The following is a 14,632-nucleotide window of genomic DNA, read 5'->3' on the forward strand; positions in this document are numbered from 1 at the left end:
GCAATGCGGTGCCGTGTCGGCGGGGGTCGTTTCCTGCAAGCATGTTTCGGAATCCTACAGGCGCCTGGCGGCCGGAGTCGCAAAACTGTCATCAAAGGAGATCCCGCGATGACCGAAACCCTGCCCCGCTCCCGTAGCCGCTCCGGTGGCCGTTCCGCCCGCCGCAGCCTGCGCACCGCCAGCAATTTCACCATGCTGCCGGGCCTGACCCGCGCCATTCCGTGGTGCGAGGTGATGGACGGCGCGCAGGTCGAAAAGATCGACGCGGCGTCGATGGACATCCTCGAAAACGTTGGCGTGCAGTTTCGCGACGACATCGCGCTGGCAGATTGGAAACGGGTCGGTGCCAAGGTCGAAGGCGAGATGGTTTACCTGGATCGGGGGCTTGTGCGCGAGCTGATCGCCTCGATCCCGTCGGAGTTCACCTACCACGCCCGCAACCCGGCCAATAACCTGCGTCTTGGCGGCAAGCACTCGGTCTTTGTGCCGATGACCGGCGCGCCCTTCCTGCGCGACCTCGACGATGTGCGCCGCAACCCGACGCTCGACGATTTGGCGATGTTCCACAAACTCAGCCACATGCTGCCCGGCCTGCATTCCTCGGCGCACCACATCGTGGAACCCTATGATCACCCGATCAGCCAACGCCACCTGCGCATCACCTATTCGTCGATGAAACATTCCGACAAGATGTTCATGGGCATGACCACCAGCCCGAAGAACGCCGAAGACGTGATGGAGATGTGCGCGATCCTCTTTGGCGAGGACTTCCTGGAGGAACACCCGGTCACCACCGGCAATTGCAACGGCAACTCGCCATTGGTGTGGGATGAAACCATGCTGGGCGCCATGCGGGCCTTCTGCAAGCGCAAGCAGCCGGTGCTGTGCTCGCCCTTCGTGCTGGGCGGCGCCAATACGCCCGCCTCGGTCCCGGCGGCGGTGGCGCAGCTCAATGCCGAAGCGCTTTCGGCGCTGGCTTATACGCAGGTGATCCGCAAGGGCGCGCCCGCGATCTATGGTCACTACCTGTCGACCGTCAGCATGAAGTCCGGCGCGCCGATGGCGGGGACGCCTGAGATTTCGCTGATGAACTTCATGATCGGCCAGATGGCACGCTACTACGGGGTGCCGTGGCGAACCTCGAACACGCTCGGCGGCGCCAAGACCTTTGACGCGCAGGCGGGGTATGAGAGCGCCACGACCCTTTCGGCGGTGCTGCACGCGGGCGCCAACTACATCTGGCACTCTGCCGGCTGGAACGAGGCGGGGATGCATTGCTCGGTGGCGAAATTCATCGTCGATGCGGAGCAATGCGCCATGGGGCACCGCATGGCGTCGGGGCCGCGCTGGGACGACTTCGATCAGGCGGTTGCAGCGGTGCCGGATGTCGGCCCCGGTGGTCACTACCTCGGCCACCCGCACACGCAGGAGAATTTCCAGTCCGCGTTCTTCATGCCGGAGATGTTCGACAACAACTCGATCGAGCAATGGCAGGCCGAGGGCGGTGTCGAGATCACCGAACGGGCGCTCACCCGCGCCAAGAAACTGCTGTCGGAATATCAGGAACCCAAACTCGACGAGGCCAAGAACGAGGAACTCCTCGCCTATATCGCGCGCCGCGAGCGCGAGATCCCGGCGGCGGACGAGCTGAACCAGACGTATTAATTCCTCTCTCCGGAGCACCTTGCCCGCCCTTTGACACAAGGGGCGGGCTTTTTTGCGTCTGTCAGCAAAAAATGAGCGGCCGCAGTGCGACCGCTCGGGGCGAGGTATCAAGACGAAGGGGTCACTCCGCGCGGGCGCGCCATTCCTTCCACCGCAGCACCGCATTGGCGCCGATCTGCTGGAAGGGCTGCGGTGGCAGCAGTTTGGGGCGGGCCTCGGCGCTGAAGTGGCGTGAGATTTCGCTGCTCTCACCCGCCGCCAGTTCCGCCGCTGCAATACCGGTGAGGGTGCCGCGCGCCGTGCCAAGCCCATTCTGTACACAGCCGGAAAACACGCCCTCCTCCAGCTGCCGTGTCACACTCACTCCATTGAGGCTCAGGCACAGGTGCCCGGCCCAGGCATGCTGCATCTTCATGCCCGCAAGCTGAGGAAAACGCTGATCGAATTTGCGCTGCATCACCCGCGCGGCACGGGCCATCTCTCGCGCAGAGGGACGCGTATTGGGCAACAGGGTGGCGCAGGTGCGGGTCACGATGCGGTTGCCGCCCTGTCCGCTGTCGATCCGGCGCATGGTGGTGCCCATCGGGTCCGACGGCGTGATGCCCCAGCGCGATGCTCCCCCCAGTCGCGCAAGCGCATCGGCGTCCAGCTCCGGTGTCATCACCGCATAGAGGAAGAGCTGCATCAGCCGCCCCTTCTCAAAGCCAAAACTCTCCAGATGGCCATTCACCGTCAGAATCACACGCGGCGTGGTCACCTGCGCGCCCCTGGTCTTGACCACCCAGTCGGACCCAGTGCGGACAAATCCGGTTACGGGGGAGTTTTCGCAAACCCGCACGCCTGCCCGCTGCAAACCCGCCGCCAAGCCGCGAATATAGCCTGCGGGCTGCAACATCACCGTGCCCGCCGTATAAAGCCCGCTGATGTAGTGCGCAGAGCCGGTCAACTCCTGCATTGCCTGCGCATCCAGCATCTCGCTGGCCTCGCCGAGCGACGCAAGATGTGCCGCATAGCTCTGGTTGTGGCGCGCGGCTTCCGGGCTCGCCGCACCATTCACCTTGCCCGCGCGGTCAAAATAGTCCGGGTTGATTTGATATTCATCCACCGCGCCCCCGGCAAAGGCGATGGCCTGCCGGTTGAGGTCGATCATCCTGCGATCATCGCCAGCGCCTGCGTAGTCATCCGACGCGAGGTCATGCGGCAGGTCGATCATAAAGCCGGAGTTGCGCCCGGCCGACCCTTCGGCCAGCCGCCCTGCCTCCAGCACCACCACACGGGCAGTGGGGTGTAGTTGCATCAGCCGTCGCGCGGCGGAAAACCCTGCAAACCCCGCGCCCACCACGACGAAGTCCGCTGTGGTGTCTTCGCTCAGCGGCTGAGGGGCCGCTTGCGGGCCGAGGATGCTGTTCCAGGCTGCCGGCCCCTCATGGACCGGCAGTCGCTTGGCCGCGTGGGCCGTCAAGACACGGCCTCATCCGCGTCGTCGGCAAGGTCGATCCAGATGGTTTTCAGCTGGGTGTATTGGTCATGTGCATGCACGGAATTATCCCGCCCGCCAAACCCCGACTGCTTGTAGCCGCCAAAGGGCGTGGAGATGTCCCCCTCGCCAAAGCTGTTCACTGTCACAGTGCCCGCCCGCAAGCTGCGCGCGCCGCGAATGGCGCGTTTGGCATTGGCGGTGAAGATCGACGCGCAGAGCCCGTATTCGGTGTCATTGGCGATGCGGATGGCCTCGTCAAAGCCGGTAACCTCGATCACGCTCAACACCGGGCCAAAGATCTCTTCCTGCGCCAGCACCGCGTCATTGCCGGAGACATTGACCACGGTCGCCTCGACAAAAGCGCCATCATGGGATTTGCCGCCGATCACCACGTCATCGGCCTGTTCCAGATAGCTGCACACCTTGTCGAAATGCGCCTTCGAGACCAGCGCGCCCATGCGGGTTTCGGGGTCCAGCGGATCGCCGACGTTCCAGGCCTTGGCGTGGTGGGCAATGCGGTCCAGCAGGTCTGCCTTGACCGATTTATGCACGATCAGCCGCGACGAGGCCGAGCAATTCTCGCCCATGTTCCAGAACGCGCCCTGCACCAGATGCTGCGCCACCCGGTCGAGGTTCTCGGCGTCGTCCATGACAATGGCGGGGTTCTTGCCGCCCATCTCCAGAACCACCTCCTTGGCGTTGCTCTCTGCGGAATAGCTGAGGAACCGCTTGCCGGTCACGGTGGAGCCGGTGAAGGACACCATGTCGATGTCCATATGGCGGCCGATCACCTCGCCCACATCGGCGCCGCCGCCGGGGACCACGTTGAAAACGCCGCGCGGCACGCCGGCCTCATGCGCCAGTTCCGCAACGCGCAGGGCGGTCAGCGTGGTTTCCTTGGCCGGTTTCACCACCAGCGAGCATCCCGCTGCCAGCGCCGGGCCGATTTTCCACGCCAGCATCAGCAGGGGGAAGTTCCAGGGCAGAACCAGCCCGACCACGCCAATAGGTTCGCGCACCACCATGGCGATATGATCGTCCGAGGCGGGTGCGACCTGATCGTAGATCTTGTCGATCGCCTCGGCGTGCCATTTGAGGCAATGGATGGTTTCCGGCACATCCACCGTTTCGCAGTCAAAGATGGTCTTGCCGCTATCAAGGCTCTCCATCACCGCCAGTTCGCGGGCGTTGCGGGTCAGGAGCTTGCAGAACCGGATCAGCACGTCCTTGCGCTCGGACGGATGCAGACGCGACCAGCGGCCATCCTCAAAGGCCTCGCGCGCCTTCTCGACGGCAAAATTCACATCCTCCGCCGCGCAGGCGGCGATCTCGGCAAGGGGCGCGCCAGTGGCCGGGTTCACGGTGGTGAAGGTCTTGCCCGAGGCCGCCGGGCGCGAGGTGCCGTCGATGAAAGCACCGGTCGGCAGGTTCAGGGTCGCGGCAATGGCGCGGTATTCGTCTTGTGTCAGCAGATCCATGTTCTTAACCCTCGGCCACGATGTCGGCAATTGTGGTTTTCAGCACGCGCACAACCTGTTCCAGCGCGCGCTTGTCGTCCTTGTTGAGCCCGGTCAGAGGCGCCCGCATCGCGCCCGCCTCGATCCCGTTGAGGGTGACGCCGTGCTTGATCGTCTGGATGAACTTGCCCCCCTGTTCCAGCACTCGCATCAGGGGCATCATCGCCGACATGATCCGACGGCCCTTGGTGTAATTGCCTTCGATCACGCAGGCATTATACAGCGCCACGTGTTCCGCTGGCAGGAAGTTCGACCCGCCGCAGACCCAGAAGGGCGCGCCCCAGGCAAAGAACTCCAGCGCCTGATCGTCCATGCCGCAGCCCAGCTGAATATGCGGATAGTCGCGCGCCAGGAGGTGCACCCGGTTGATGTCGCCAGAGCTTTCCTTGATGCCGCAGAAATTGCGGCTGCGGCCCACGCGGTCGAGGAACTCTTCGCCCATCATGGTACCGGTGCGGTGGGGGTAGTTGTAGAGCATGATCGGCAGATCCGCCGCCTTGTCGATCGCCAGCGCATTCAATGCGTTTTCACGGTCGGTCGGCACCGAGTAGGGCGGGCTCGCCAGCAGGATCGAGTCAGCGCCGATCTCCTTGGCCCCCGTGGCCAGCGCAATGGAATCCGGTGTCATCATCGCACCGGTGCCCACCACCAGCGGCAGCCGCCCGTTCAGGCGTTCCTTGGTAAAGCGCGCCAGCTCCAGCCGCTCCTCGACGGTCTGGGCATAGTTTTCACCGGTCGAGCCCCCACTGATCAGTCCATGCACGCCCTGTTCGACGAGGAATTCGACCTGGTCCGCCAAAGCGTCCCACATGACGTCGCCCGCGCCCGTATAGGGCGTGACAACAGGGGTATAGATCCCTTGAAACTGAAAGATGGGGGGCATCGAAGTCCTCTAGGCTGATGTGTTTCGGCTAAACGTCCCCATCGGCACATCCAGCGCCGTTGGCATGACGAACAATTCGATCTGGCCGCGCGACAGGTTCCAGTGGTCCTCGGCCAGTTTGGCGGCGGTTGCCTCGTCGCCCGCCTCGATGGCGGCGATGATGGCGTCGTGCTGGTCGGCGGCCTCGGTGAGGTTTTCCGCCATTTCATTGGTCTGCGGCCGGTAGAAGGTCATGCCGATACGGGCGTGGTCGATCAGCAACCGCTTGAACGACGGCAACAGGTAGACATTCGCCGCCATGTCGCCGGTGATCTCGTGGAACCGGTTGTTGGCCAGCGCCCGCTCTGCGCTTGAACCGCTGCGCAGTGCAGCGCGGAAGTCCTCTTGGGTGGCCTTCAAATCTGCGATCTGGGCCGGTTTTGCATGCTGCGCCGCCAGCCGCAGGATGGCGCCATAGATCATCGGTGCCGCCAGAAAGAAATCGCGCAAGGTCGTATAGGACATCTCCGTCACGCGGGCGCCCCGGTTCTCGCGCAGATCAACGTAGCCTTCGCCCGCCAATTGCCGCAGCACCTCGCGCAGCGGTGTGCGCGACAGGCCGAAGCGTTCCGACAGGTCGCTCTCATCCAGATCCGCCCCGGGCCGCAGCTCCAGGGTCAGGACCTGCTGCTTCAGGCTGTCATAGAGGGTCGATTTGCGCTGTTTGGCTGCGTCTTTCACCGGGCTTCTCCATCCGAAGGTCTCGTATCGCATCAGAATTCATCGAAGCGAGTCTGAGTTCAATCAGAACCTACGCTTTGTCCTAATTCAAAATACAATTTGTGTACAAGAAAAAAATCTGCTGTGTTGTGCGCCATAACGAACGCGGAGAAACGTGATGACAGACAGGGTCCCAAGCGGGGAAAGCGCGGTGATCGACTGCCGCAATCTATGGAAGATCTTTGGCAAGCGCGCCGATGAGGCGATGAAAGCTGTGCGCGAACAGGGGCTTGGGAAACTCGAAGTTCGCGATGCATTCGGCTGCGTGGTGGGCGTTCAGGATGCCAGCTTCACCGTCGCCCGGGGCGAGATCTTCTGCATCATGGGGCTTTCGGGCTCCGGCAAATCGACCTTGATTCGCCATATCAACCGGCTGATCGAGCCCACATCGGGGCAATTGTTCATCGAAGGGCAGGACGTCAACGCCCTGTCGGCGCGCGATCTGCGGGGCCTGCGGGCCGAAAAAATCGGCATGGTGTTCCAGAACATGGCGCTGATGCCGCATCGCACGGTGCTGGAAAACGTCTCCTTCAGCCAGGAGGTGCGGGGCCATGATGCTCGCGCCCGTCGCGAAACCGCCCTGCGCGCCATTGATGCGGTGGATCTCAACGGTTGGGATCAGAAATACCCCGACGAGCTGTCGGGCGGCATGCAGCAGCGTGTGGGCCTGGCGCGCGCCATCGCCGCCGATCCGTCCATCCTGTTGATGGACGAACCTTTCTCTGCCCTTGATCCGCTGATCCGCCGCCAGTTGCAGGACAAGTTCATGGCGCTGTCGGCAAACATGAAGAAGACCACGCTCTTCATCACCCATGACCTCGACGAGGCAATCCGCATCGGTGACCGCATCGCCATCATGAAGGACGGCCAGCTGGTTCAGGTCGGCACACCCGAGGACATCGTGACCAACCCGGCCGACGACTATGTGGCCGATTTTGTCGCCGGCATTTCCAAGCTGGAACTGATCTCCGCCGGCAAGATCATGGAGCCGGTGGCCGCCTACGAACAGCGCCGCGGTCCGGTGGACCTGGCGGACTGGCCAGAGGCGCATCCGGACCAGCCGCTCGACGATCTCGTCAACCTGTCCATCGCGACCCAGCATCCGGTGGTGGTGAAGATCGACGGCAAACCCCTTGGGATTGTCACCAAGAACGCGCTCTTGCGCGGCATCAAGGGCGAAACCCCGGGCGCGGACGCTGCCCGCGCGGCGCAGTAACGGGAGGGTAGACCCATGGCCGAAGAACAGACTTTCAACATCCTCGATCCGTTTTCCTCGGTCGACCTCGGCATCGCCGACAAGACCGATGGCATCAAGCAGTGGGCGATTGCCAACCGCGACCTGATCCAGCCGATCAAGGGCTTTTTCAACGAGATGATCGTGGGCATCGACAGCGCGCTCAATGCGGTGCCGCCGCTGGTGATGCTGGTGATCCTGGCGCTGATTGCCTGGCAGGCGGCCGGGCCGCGTGTCGGCATTCTGGTGGCGGCCAGCCTCACCTTCCTCGGGTTCCTCGCCCCCAATGCCTGGGAGCTGGCGATGACGACGCTGGCGATCGTGGTCTCGGCGGTGATCCTGTGCTTTCTCATTGGGCTGCCGCTCGGCATTTTTGCGGGCAAGAACGACCGGTTCGAAGCGCTGATGCGCCCCATCCTCGACACCATGCAGACCATCCCCGCCTTTGTGTATCTGGTGCCGGTGGTGATGCTGATCGGGATCGGCAATGTGTCTGGTGTCATCGTGACGATCATCTTTTCGCTGCCGCCGCTGATCCGCCTGACCTCGCTTGGCATTCGTGGCGTCAACCCCTCGGTGGTGGAGGCGGCGCGTGCCTTTGGCGCCAGCCCATCGCAAGTGCTGTTCAAGGTCGAACTGCCACTTGCCACCCCCACCATCCTCGCCGGTGTGAACCAGACCATCATGCTGTCGCTGTCGATGGTGGTGATTGCCTCGATGATCGCCGTCAAGGGCCTCGGCAACGAGGTGTTGCGCGCCATGGGGCGGCTTGATGCGGGCAAGGCCATCGTCGGTGGCCTCGGCATCGTGATCCTGGCCATCGTGCTCGACCGCATCACCCAGGGCATGGGCCAGTCGGGACGCGAGCGCGGCCACCGTCACTGGTGGCAGGGCGGTCCCATCGGCGCGGTTCTGCGCCTGCTGTCCAAACCCAAACAGACCGCCACCGGCGATCTGAAAACCGAAACCTGAACAACACACAGGGAGATAACAACCATGTTCAGATCCACACTCACCGCGGCCCTTGCGGCCAGCACATTCCTCGGCACCGCCGCCCTGGCGCAGGACATGCCCGGCGACGGCACCACCGTGCGCCCCGTCGTCGGCCTGATCGCCGAGGAATACTTCCAGTCCCGCATCCTGTTCCGCGCGCTGGAGGACCTCGGCTATGAGGTAGCTGAGCCGCTAGAAACCGAGATCCAGACCGCTCACCTCGCGGTCGGTACTGGCGATGGCGATTTCTACCCGATCCACTGGGGCAATCTCCATCAGGCATTCTTCAACGAGTCCGGCGGTGACGACGTGCTGGAAAAGGTCGGCCCCTTCGTCGAGGGCATGTTGCAGGGCTATCTGGTGGACAAGGCCAGCTATGATGCGGGCGTCACCAACCTCGGCGACCTTCAGGACCCGGACGTTGCGGCGCGGTTCGATGCCGATGGTGACGGCAAGGCGGATCTCGCGGGCTGCGTGCCCGGCTGGGGCTGCGAGCGCATCATCGAGCATCAGCTGACGGAATATGGCCTGCGCGACACGGTCTCTCACAATCAGGGCGCTTATAACGCGATCATCGCCGACACCATGGCGCGCAAGGGCAATGGCGATGCGATCCTCTATTACACCTGGACGCCCTATTGGGTCTCCGGCGCGCTGGTGCCGGGGCAGGATGTGGAGTGGCTCGACGTGCCGCATACCTCGCTGCCGGATGGGGTTGAGACGGAAACCACCTTCAACGGCAAGAACCTCGGCTTTGCGGTCGACAGCATGTATGTGCTGACCACCGATGATTTCCTCGCCGAGAACCCGGCCGCGGCAAAACTGTTCGAGGTGGCCCGGCTCGACGTGAATGACATCTCCGCCCAGAACAAGCTGATGGCGGATGGCGAGGACAGCTCCGACGACATCGACCGTCATGTGGAGGCGTGGATCGCCGCCCATCAGGCCGACTATGACAGCTGGCTTGAGGCCGCCCGCGCCGCCGCGCAATAATTCTCTTGCCGTGCTCCTTGCGAGGGGCGCGGCATCCCTCGCCCCGGAGGTCGTACCATGGCAACCCCGCAGCACTTTGTTTTTGCCCTCGTCGAGGATTTTACCCACATGGCGCTGTCCTGCGCGGTGGATCCCTTGCGCATTGCCAACCTGATCGCGGGCAAGCCGCTCTATCGCTGGTCCTTCGCCTCGGAGGATGGCGAAACCGCGCGCGCCTCCAACGACTCGCACACATTGGTGCACCACAGCTTTGAGACGGTGCCCGATTGTGACCGGCTGTTTGTGCTCTCCGGCATCCATATGAAGGACAAGGACACCAGTCGGCTCATTGCCACCCTGCGCCGCGAACGCGCCCGGGGCACGCTGATCGGCGCCCTGTGTTCGGGGGCCTACATCCTTGCAAAGGCAGGGTTTCTGGAAGGCATGCAAACGGCGATCCATTGGGATTACCACGACAGTTTCATGGAAACCTTCCCGGAGGTGAACCTGGTCCGCAACGTCTTTGTCGCCGATGAAAAACATGTGACCGCCTCGGGCGGAACCGCCACCGCCGACCTGATGCTGCACCTGATCGAACGGGACCATGGCTATGACCTCTCCGTCGCGGTGGCGGATCAGATGGTCTATAACGCCGTGCGCAACGCCACCGCCGCCCAGCGGGTGTCGCTGCAATCGCGCAACGGCATGCGGAACAAGCATCTGGCCAAGGCCATCCAGGTGATGCACGACAACCTCGAAACGCCGATCTCACCGACGGTCATTGCCCGCGATCTGGGTATTTCCACGCGTCAGCTTGAGCGGTTGTTCGGCAAATACCTCAATGCCTCGCCCAAGAAGTATTTCATGGAAATGCGTCTCGAACGCGCCCGCCATCTGCTGCTGCAAAGCGAGGCGTCGATCACCGAGGTCGCCATGGCCTGTGGTTTCGACAGCCCGGGGCATTTTTCACGTGTCTACCGATCCGCCTTTGGCGTGACCCCGATGTTGCAGCGCGACAGGATGAGCTGAGGGACATGGCGGCGCCCCGTGCGGCGCCGAAAAGCCAGGGTTTCAGGGCAGGCCGTTGCCCGTTTTTGCGGTGGGAACGGCGAAGCCGACTCAGGTTATCCACAATTCGTTGACATGATTCGGGTCGATGGTTAACAAAAGGTAAACGTCAATTCACAAGTCTTGGATCGGTGGCTTTCCGCGCGCCGATATATTTTTATCGGGGGTGTTCATGCAGCAGTTGAAGCGGAAACAGCAGGTCTCTGACGTGGCGCACGCCACCGGTTTCACCCCTTCACAGGCCATGGCGTCCACGTCGGCGACACCGCTGAAGCCGGCGCAAACCAGAATTGAAACGGTGTCATCGTCGGGCAACGTCAAGGTTGCACTCAAGCGCAAGCCAGCCGGCGGCGCCACGGCCCCCACCACAGCAGCATCGCCGGCCAACGCAGGGCAGGGGGCACCCGCAGGCCCGCAGTCCGCGTCCGAGCCCGTCGCCCCGGTCTTTTCGGATCCGGAGGCCTATGCAACGGGGCGCAGCAGGATGCCGCTCCTGATGGCGCTGGGCGCGGCAAGCCTGCTGGCGCTGGGACTGGTCTCGTTCACGCTCTTTACGGGCAACGATCAGGCGCATGCCGATGTGGCGGCTGCCACGGACGCGCCCGACGGCCAGCCCCGGCCTGCGGCCGCGGCAGGGCACGGCGGGGCGCAAAGTGCTGCGGACCCAGGGGCATCTTCCGCCCTGGCCGCCGCAGGCAGCACCGCCGCCGGTGAGGACCTGATCGCCAAGATGACCCAAGGCACATTGGCCGCGCTGCGCAGTGGTGCAGCCAGCCCCGCCACCGCGCCGGCTGCCCCGGCGACGGCCGCGGAAACCGCCTCTGTTTCGGCCCTCTATCAGATGGTGATGACCGCCCATGCGCAGGGGCAATCAGAGGCCTATATCGACCAATTGCTGAACGATGCGCATGCACGCCAGCAGATCACCGTCCCAGAGGGGCTGATCGGGGCCGACGGGCGCGTCGACACGTCGACCATCCTCAGCCTGCTGATCCAGAAATAGATGCCGATAACGGCACGGTCCTGACAACGCGCGCGCCCCGACCGGGCGCGCGGACGAACGACACCTACCTTCAACACAAAAACAAATGATCCTTCGGGGGGATACATGAAAGCACTGATCGCAGCCGCCGCGCTGGGGCTGGCCTCTGTTCTTGGGCATGGGGCCGCAGCCGAAACCTGTGGTGGCGTCTACACCGTACAGCCGGGCGACAGCCTCTCGGTGATCGCCGACAAGCTCTACAAGAACGCCGGCATGTGGAGCATCATCCACAATCGCAACATCGACGCCATCGGCCCGAAACCCAGCGCGATCCGCGTCGGGATGAAGCTGGATCTGGCCTGCGTCAATGGTCTGCCGCTGGGGCTGGCCGGGGGGCGCGCGTTGCAGGATGCGACGCCGGTGGCCGCACAGCCGATCCGGATCGAGGCGGGCAATGCCGCGGTGCGCCACAAGATCAACCTGCTCACCGGGGATGATTTCGAACCCTTCACCGGCAAGGAACTGCACAACGGCGGTCTGCTCACCGATCTGGTCAATGCGGCGATGACCGAGGCCAACCCGGAGCGTGGCTTTGCCATCCACTGGGTGGATCACTGGGCGGCGCATTTTGATCCGCTGCTGTCCAATGCGCTGCTGGATGTGGGCTTTCCCTGGTACAAGCCCAACTGCACCGAGCTGCCCGACAACTACCGCTGCAAGAACCTGCTGTTCTCCGACCCGCTGTTTGAGACCCTGACGCTGATGTTTGCCGATGCCAGCCGTCCGGTGAGCTTTGCATCCGATGAGGATCTGTTCGGCAAGTCGATCTGCCGCCCCAAGGGATATGACACCTCGATCTTCAACGAGAACGGGCGCAACTGGTTGCGCGAGGAGAAGATCACCCTGGTTGTGGCGGCAACGCCCGGAGATTGCTTTGATCTGGTGCTCGAAGGCGGCGCCGACGGTGTTGTGCTGAATGAATTCACCGGCCGGGACAAGATGAAGGAAATGGGGATCGCCGACCGCATCCAGGTGGTGCCGGAGCCGATCTCGATCCAGTCTCACCATGTGGTCGTGCATAAATCCCACCCCGAGGCGCAGGAGCTGCTGGCCATCGTCAACGACGGTCTGCGCGGCATCCGCGAGGATGGCTCCTATCAGAAGATCGTCGAAGATCACCTGGCCCGCGTCTGGGCCGGGTTCTGATCGGGGGATGGTGATGCAACGCATTCTGATACCGCTGCTTTGGCGGCTGGCGCTGCTGTGCGGCCTGGCCCCCTCTGCCGCGCTGGCGATCTGCGATGTCGAATATGTGGTCCAGCCGGGCGACAACCTCTTTACCATCGCCGAGGCGCATTACGGTGATCGCAACCGCTGGACGCTGATCTACTACCGCAACCAGGGCGAATTGGTGGGGCCGTCGACGGTGCCCGGGCGCACGCTCCATATCCCCTGTCCGCCGGATGCGGTGGAGGCGGACGCCACGCCGCTGCGCAAACCCACCGCAGAGCTGAACCTGCTGACCGGGGGCAACTACGCGCCCTTCACCGATCAGAGCCTGCCGGGGCAGGGGATGATCACCGAACTGGTCAATGCCGCGCTGGAACTGGCGCCCTCGCCGGTGCCCTATGCGGTGACCTGGGAGAACGACTGGAGCCAGCATCTGTTTCCGATGCTGGACGGCAAGGAATTCGACATGGGCTTCCCCTGGGTGAAGCCGGATTGCGAGGCCACGCCCGACAACGAGCGCTGTGCCAGGTTCCACTTCTCCGATCCGCTTGTGGTGGTGCCGATCATGCTGTTTGCGCGCACCGGCGGCGATATGGTCTATGCCAGTGATGCCGATGTGCTGGGCAAGACGCTCTGCCGGCCCAAAGGGTTCTACACCTTTGACCTCGACCGCGCGGATCGCCGCTGGCTCAGCGAGGAAAAGATCACCCTGTTGCAGCCGGACACGCCCGGAGACTGCATGCGCATGGTGGCCGAGGGCCGCGTGGATGCGGCGGCGATGAACCTCTTTGTCGGCGCAGAGGCGGTGGTGGCCGAGGGGCTGCGCGGCACGGTGGAGCCGCTTGAGAAGCAGCTGTCGGAAACCGGCATGCATGTGGTGATCTCAAAGACCCACTGGCGCGGCACGTCGCATCTCTATCGGGTCAACGCGGGGCTGCGCAAACTGCGCGAGAGCGGCCGCTTTGACGAGATCATGAGCCGCCACCTGGAGCTGTTCTGGGCCAAGCTGCAATAAATAGCACAGCGCCGCCCGCCGAGGTGACGGCGGGCGGCGCAATGTGATGGGGTCAGGCGGCGACGGTAAAGGCCGCGCGAAACGCATCCAGCGCCGCAAGCTCATCGCCCGCGGCAAAGGCCTCCATTGCCACCGGACCGTCATAGCCCATGCGCTGCAAGGCGCGCGCAACCCCGGCGTAGTTGATCTCACCCGTGCCCGGCTCGCACCGCCCCGGCACATCGGCGACCTGAATCTCTCCGATCCACGGCAGGCAGGCCTGACACAACTCGATCAGGTTCCCCTCGCCAATCTGCGCATGATAAAGGTCGAGGTTCAGCCGCAACTGAGGCCGGTTCACCGCCGAGACCAAGGCCAGCGTCTCTTCGGCCCGTGCAAAGGGCACGCCCGCGTGGTCCACCGGCAGGTTCAGGTTCTCCAGCGTGAACTGCACGTCCAGCTCTTCGGCCAGATCACAGATCCGGTGCAGCGTGTCGATGGCCTTGACCCATTTCAGCGGCGTGGCCACTTCGGCCAGCTTTGGCCGTCCGCCCTCACCCAGCCCGGTGCCATGCAGGTTCAGCCGCGCCACGCCCAGCCGCTTGCCCACCAGCGCCGTTTCCCGCGCCGAGGCCAGCAGCATATCCGCGCCCGCATCATCCGACAGCCGCCCCTCAAGGTAGCCATTCATGATCGAGAACACCGCGCCAGAGGCCTCGAGCTTGTTCAGATCATGGTCAGGCCAGTTCCACAGCCCAACCTGAAACCCCATCTCGTGCAGCTGCGCGCAGCGCCAATCGATCGGTTTGTCCTGCCAGAGCATCTCGGCGCAGGCGGCAAGAGTAAACGCCATGG

General features: G+C 63.6%; 13 protein-coding genes. 8 read left to right on the plus strand and 5 right to left on the minus strand.

What is annotated here, in order from left to right; translation table 11 throughout:
* Nucleotides 1–108: 108 nt before the first annotated feature.
* Entirely contained in the window at nt 109–1,665 is a 1,557-nt protein-coding gene (locus tag MHM97_RS00430; RefSeq protein WP_239318502.1) for a trimethylamine methyltransferase family protein, read from the plus strand.
* Between the two features lie 121 nt (nt 1,666–1,786).
* On the opposite strand, the gene MHM97_RS00435 is transcribed toward MHM97_RS00430, so the two are convergent.
* The 4 genes from MHM97_RS00435 to MHM97_RS00450 are packed head-to-tail and all read right to left on the minus strand — an operon-like array spanning nt 1,787 to nt 6,265.
* Nucleotides 1,787–3,127: an NAD(P)/FAD-dependent oxidoreductase gene (locus tag MHM97_RS00435; protein ID WP_239318512.1), complete on the minus strand. Its 1,341-nt coding sequence runs from the start codon at nt 3,125–3,127 to the stop codon at nt 1,787–1,789.
* Complete coding sequence (locus MHM97_RS00440; RefSeq protein ID WP_239318514.1) at nt 3,124–4,623, minus strand: aldehyde dehydrogenase; 1,500 nt, start codon at nt 4,621–4,623, stop codon at nt 3,124–3,126. Before MHM97_RS00440 ends, MHM97_RS00435 begins: the two co-directional genes overlap by 4 nt.
* 4 nt (nt 4,624–4,627) lie before the next feature.
* Nucleotides 4,628–5,545 (minus strand): dihydrodipicolinate synthase family protein, encoded by a 918-nt coding sequence (locus MHM97_RS00445; protein ID WP_239318516.1) that lies wholly within the window; start codon nt 5,543–5,545, stop codon nt 4,628–4,630.
* Between the two features lie 9 nt (nt 5,546–5,554).
* On the minus strand, nt 5,555–6,265 hold the full coding sequence (locus MHM97_RS00450) for a GntR family transcriptional regulator (protein ID WP_239318517.1): 711 nt from the start codon (nt 6,263–6,265) through the stop codon (nt 5,555–5,557).
* 157 nt (nt 6,266–6,422) lie between these two features.
* Between MHM97_RS00450 and MHM97_RS00455 the strand changes: the two genes are divergently transcribed.
* The 7 genes from MHM97_RS00455 (at nt 6,423) to MHM97_RS00485 (ending at nt 13,798) form a co-directional block, all read left to right on the plus strand.
* On the plus strand, nt 6,423–7,520 hold the full coding sequence (locus tag MHM97_RS00455; protein ID WP_126138339.1) for a quaternary amine ABC transporter ATP-binding protein: 1,098 nt from the start codon (nt 6,423–6,425) through the stop codon (nt 7,518–7,520).
* Nucleotides 7,521–7,535: 15 nt separating this feature from the next.
* Nucleotides 7,536–8,510, plus strand: coding sequence for an ABC transporter permease (locus MHM97_RS00460; protein WP_239318518.1), 975 nt, complete (start codon nt 7,536–7,538; stop codon nt 8,508–8,510).
* A gap of 24 nt (nt 8,511–8,534) precedes the next feature.
* Nucleotides 8,535–9,524 carry a glycine betaine/L-proline ABC transporter substrate-binding protein ProX gene (gene proX, locus MHM97_RS00465; RefSeq protein WP_239318519.1) on the plus strand — a complete coding sequence of 330 codons (990 nt, stop codon included), beginning with the start codon at nt 8,535–8,537 and terminating at the stop codon, nt 9,522–9,524.
* A gap of 57 nt (nt 9,525–9,581) precedes the next feature.
* Nucleotides 9,582–10,532, plus strand: coding sequence for a GlxA family transcriptional regulator (locus MHM97_RS00470; protein WP_239318520.1), 951 nt, complete (start codon nt 9,582–9,584; stop codon nt 10,530–10,532).
* A gap of 211 nt (nt 10,533–10,743) precedes the next feature.
* Entirely contained in the window at nt 10,744–11,574 is an 831-nt protein-coding gene (locus MHM97_RS00475) for a hypothetical protein (protein WP_239318521.1), read from the plus strand.
* Nucleotides 11,575–11,679: 105 nt separating this feature from the next.
* Nucleotides 11,680–12,759 (plus strand): transporter substrate-binding domain-containing protein, encoded by a 1,080-nt coding sequence (locus MHM97_RS00480; RefSeq protein WP_239318522.1) that lies wholly within the window; start codon nt 11,680–11,682, stop codon nt 12,757–12,759.
* 13 nt (nt 12,760–12,772) lie between these two features.
* A complete protein-coding gene (locus tag MHM97_RS00485; RefSeq protein ID WP_239318523.1) occupies nt 12,773–13,798 on the plus strand; it encodes a transporter substrate-binding domain-containing protein in 1,026 nt (341 codons plus the stop codon).
* Nucleotides 13,799–13,850: 52 nt separating this feature from the next.
* Here the strand turns inward: MHM97_RS00485 and MHM97_RS00490 are convergent, their stop codons facing one another.
* Nucleotides 13,851–14,630 (minus strand): TIM barrel protein, encoded by a 780-nt coding sequence (locus MHM97_RS00490; protein ID WP_239318527.1) that lies wholly within the window; start codon nt 14,628–14,630, stop codon nt 13,851–13,853.
* Between the last annotated feature and the right edge of the window lie 2 nt (nt 14,631–14,632).

This window comes from Epibacterium sp. Ofav1-8 (assembly GCF_022348185.1).
GTDB lineage: Bacteria > Pseudomonadota > Alphaproteobacteria > Rhodobacterales > Rhodobacteraceae > Epibacterium.

Coding starts and splice junctions, on each gene's coding strand:
- MHM97_RS00445 (WP_239318516.1), bottom strand. CDS start 5,545: ATGCCCCCCATCTTTCAGTTTCAAGGGATCTATACCCCTGTTGTCACG.
- MHM97_RS00485 (WP_239318523.1), top strand. CDS start 12,773: ATGCAACGCATTCTGATACCGCTGCTTTGGCGGCTGGCGCTGCTGTGC.
- MHM97_RS00470 (WP_239318520.1), top strand. CDS start 9,582: ATGGCAACCCCGCAGCACTTTGTTTTTGCCCTCGTCGAGGATTTTACC.
- proX (WP_239318519.1), top strand. CDS start 8,535: ATGTTCAGATCCACACTCACCGCGGCCCTTGCGGCCAGCACATTCCTC.
- MHM97_RS00490 (WP_239318527.1), bottom strand. CDS start 14,630: ATGGCGTTTACTCTTGCCGCCTGCGCCGAGATGCTCTGGCAGGACAAA.
- MHM97_RS00460 (WP_239318518.1), top strand. CDS start 7,536: ATGGCCGAAGAACAGACTTTCAACATCCTCGATCCGTTTTCCTCGGTC.
- MHM97_RS00430 (WP_239318502.1), top strand. CDS start 109: ATGACCGAAACCCTGCCCCGCTCCCGTAGCCGCTCCGGTGGCCGTTCC.
- MHM97_RS00455 (WP_126138339.1), top strand. CDS start 6,423: ATGACAGACAGGGTCCCAAGCGGGGAAAGCGCGGTGATCGACTGCCGC.
- MHM97_RS00480 (WP_239318522.1), top strand. CDS start 11,680: ATGAAAGCACTGATCGCAGCCGCCGCGCTGGGGCTGGCCTCTGTTCTT.
- MHM97_RS00440 (WP_239318514.1), bottom strand. CDS start 4,623: ATGGATCTGCTGACACAAGACGAATACCGCGCCATTGCCGCGACCCTG.
- MHM97_RS00475 (WP_239318521.1), top strand. CDS start 10,744: ATGCAGCAGTTGAAGCGGAAACAGCAGGTCTCTGACGTGGCGCACGCC.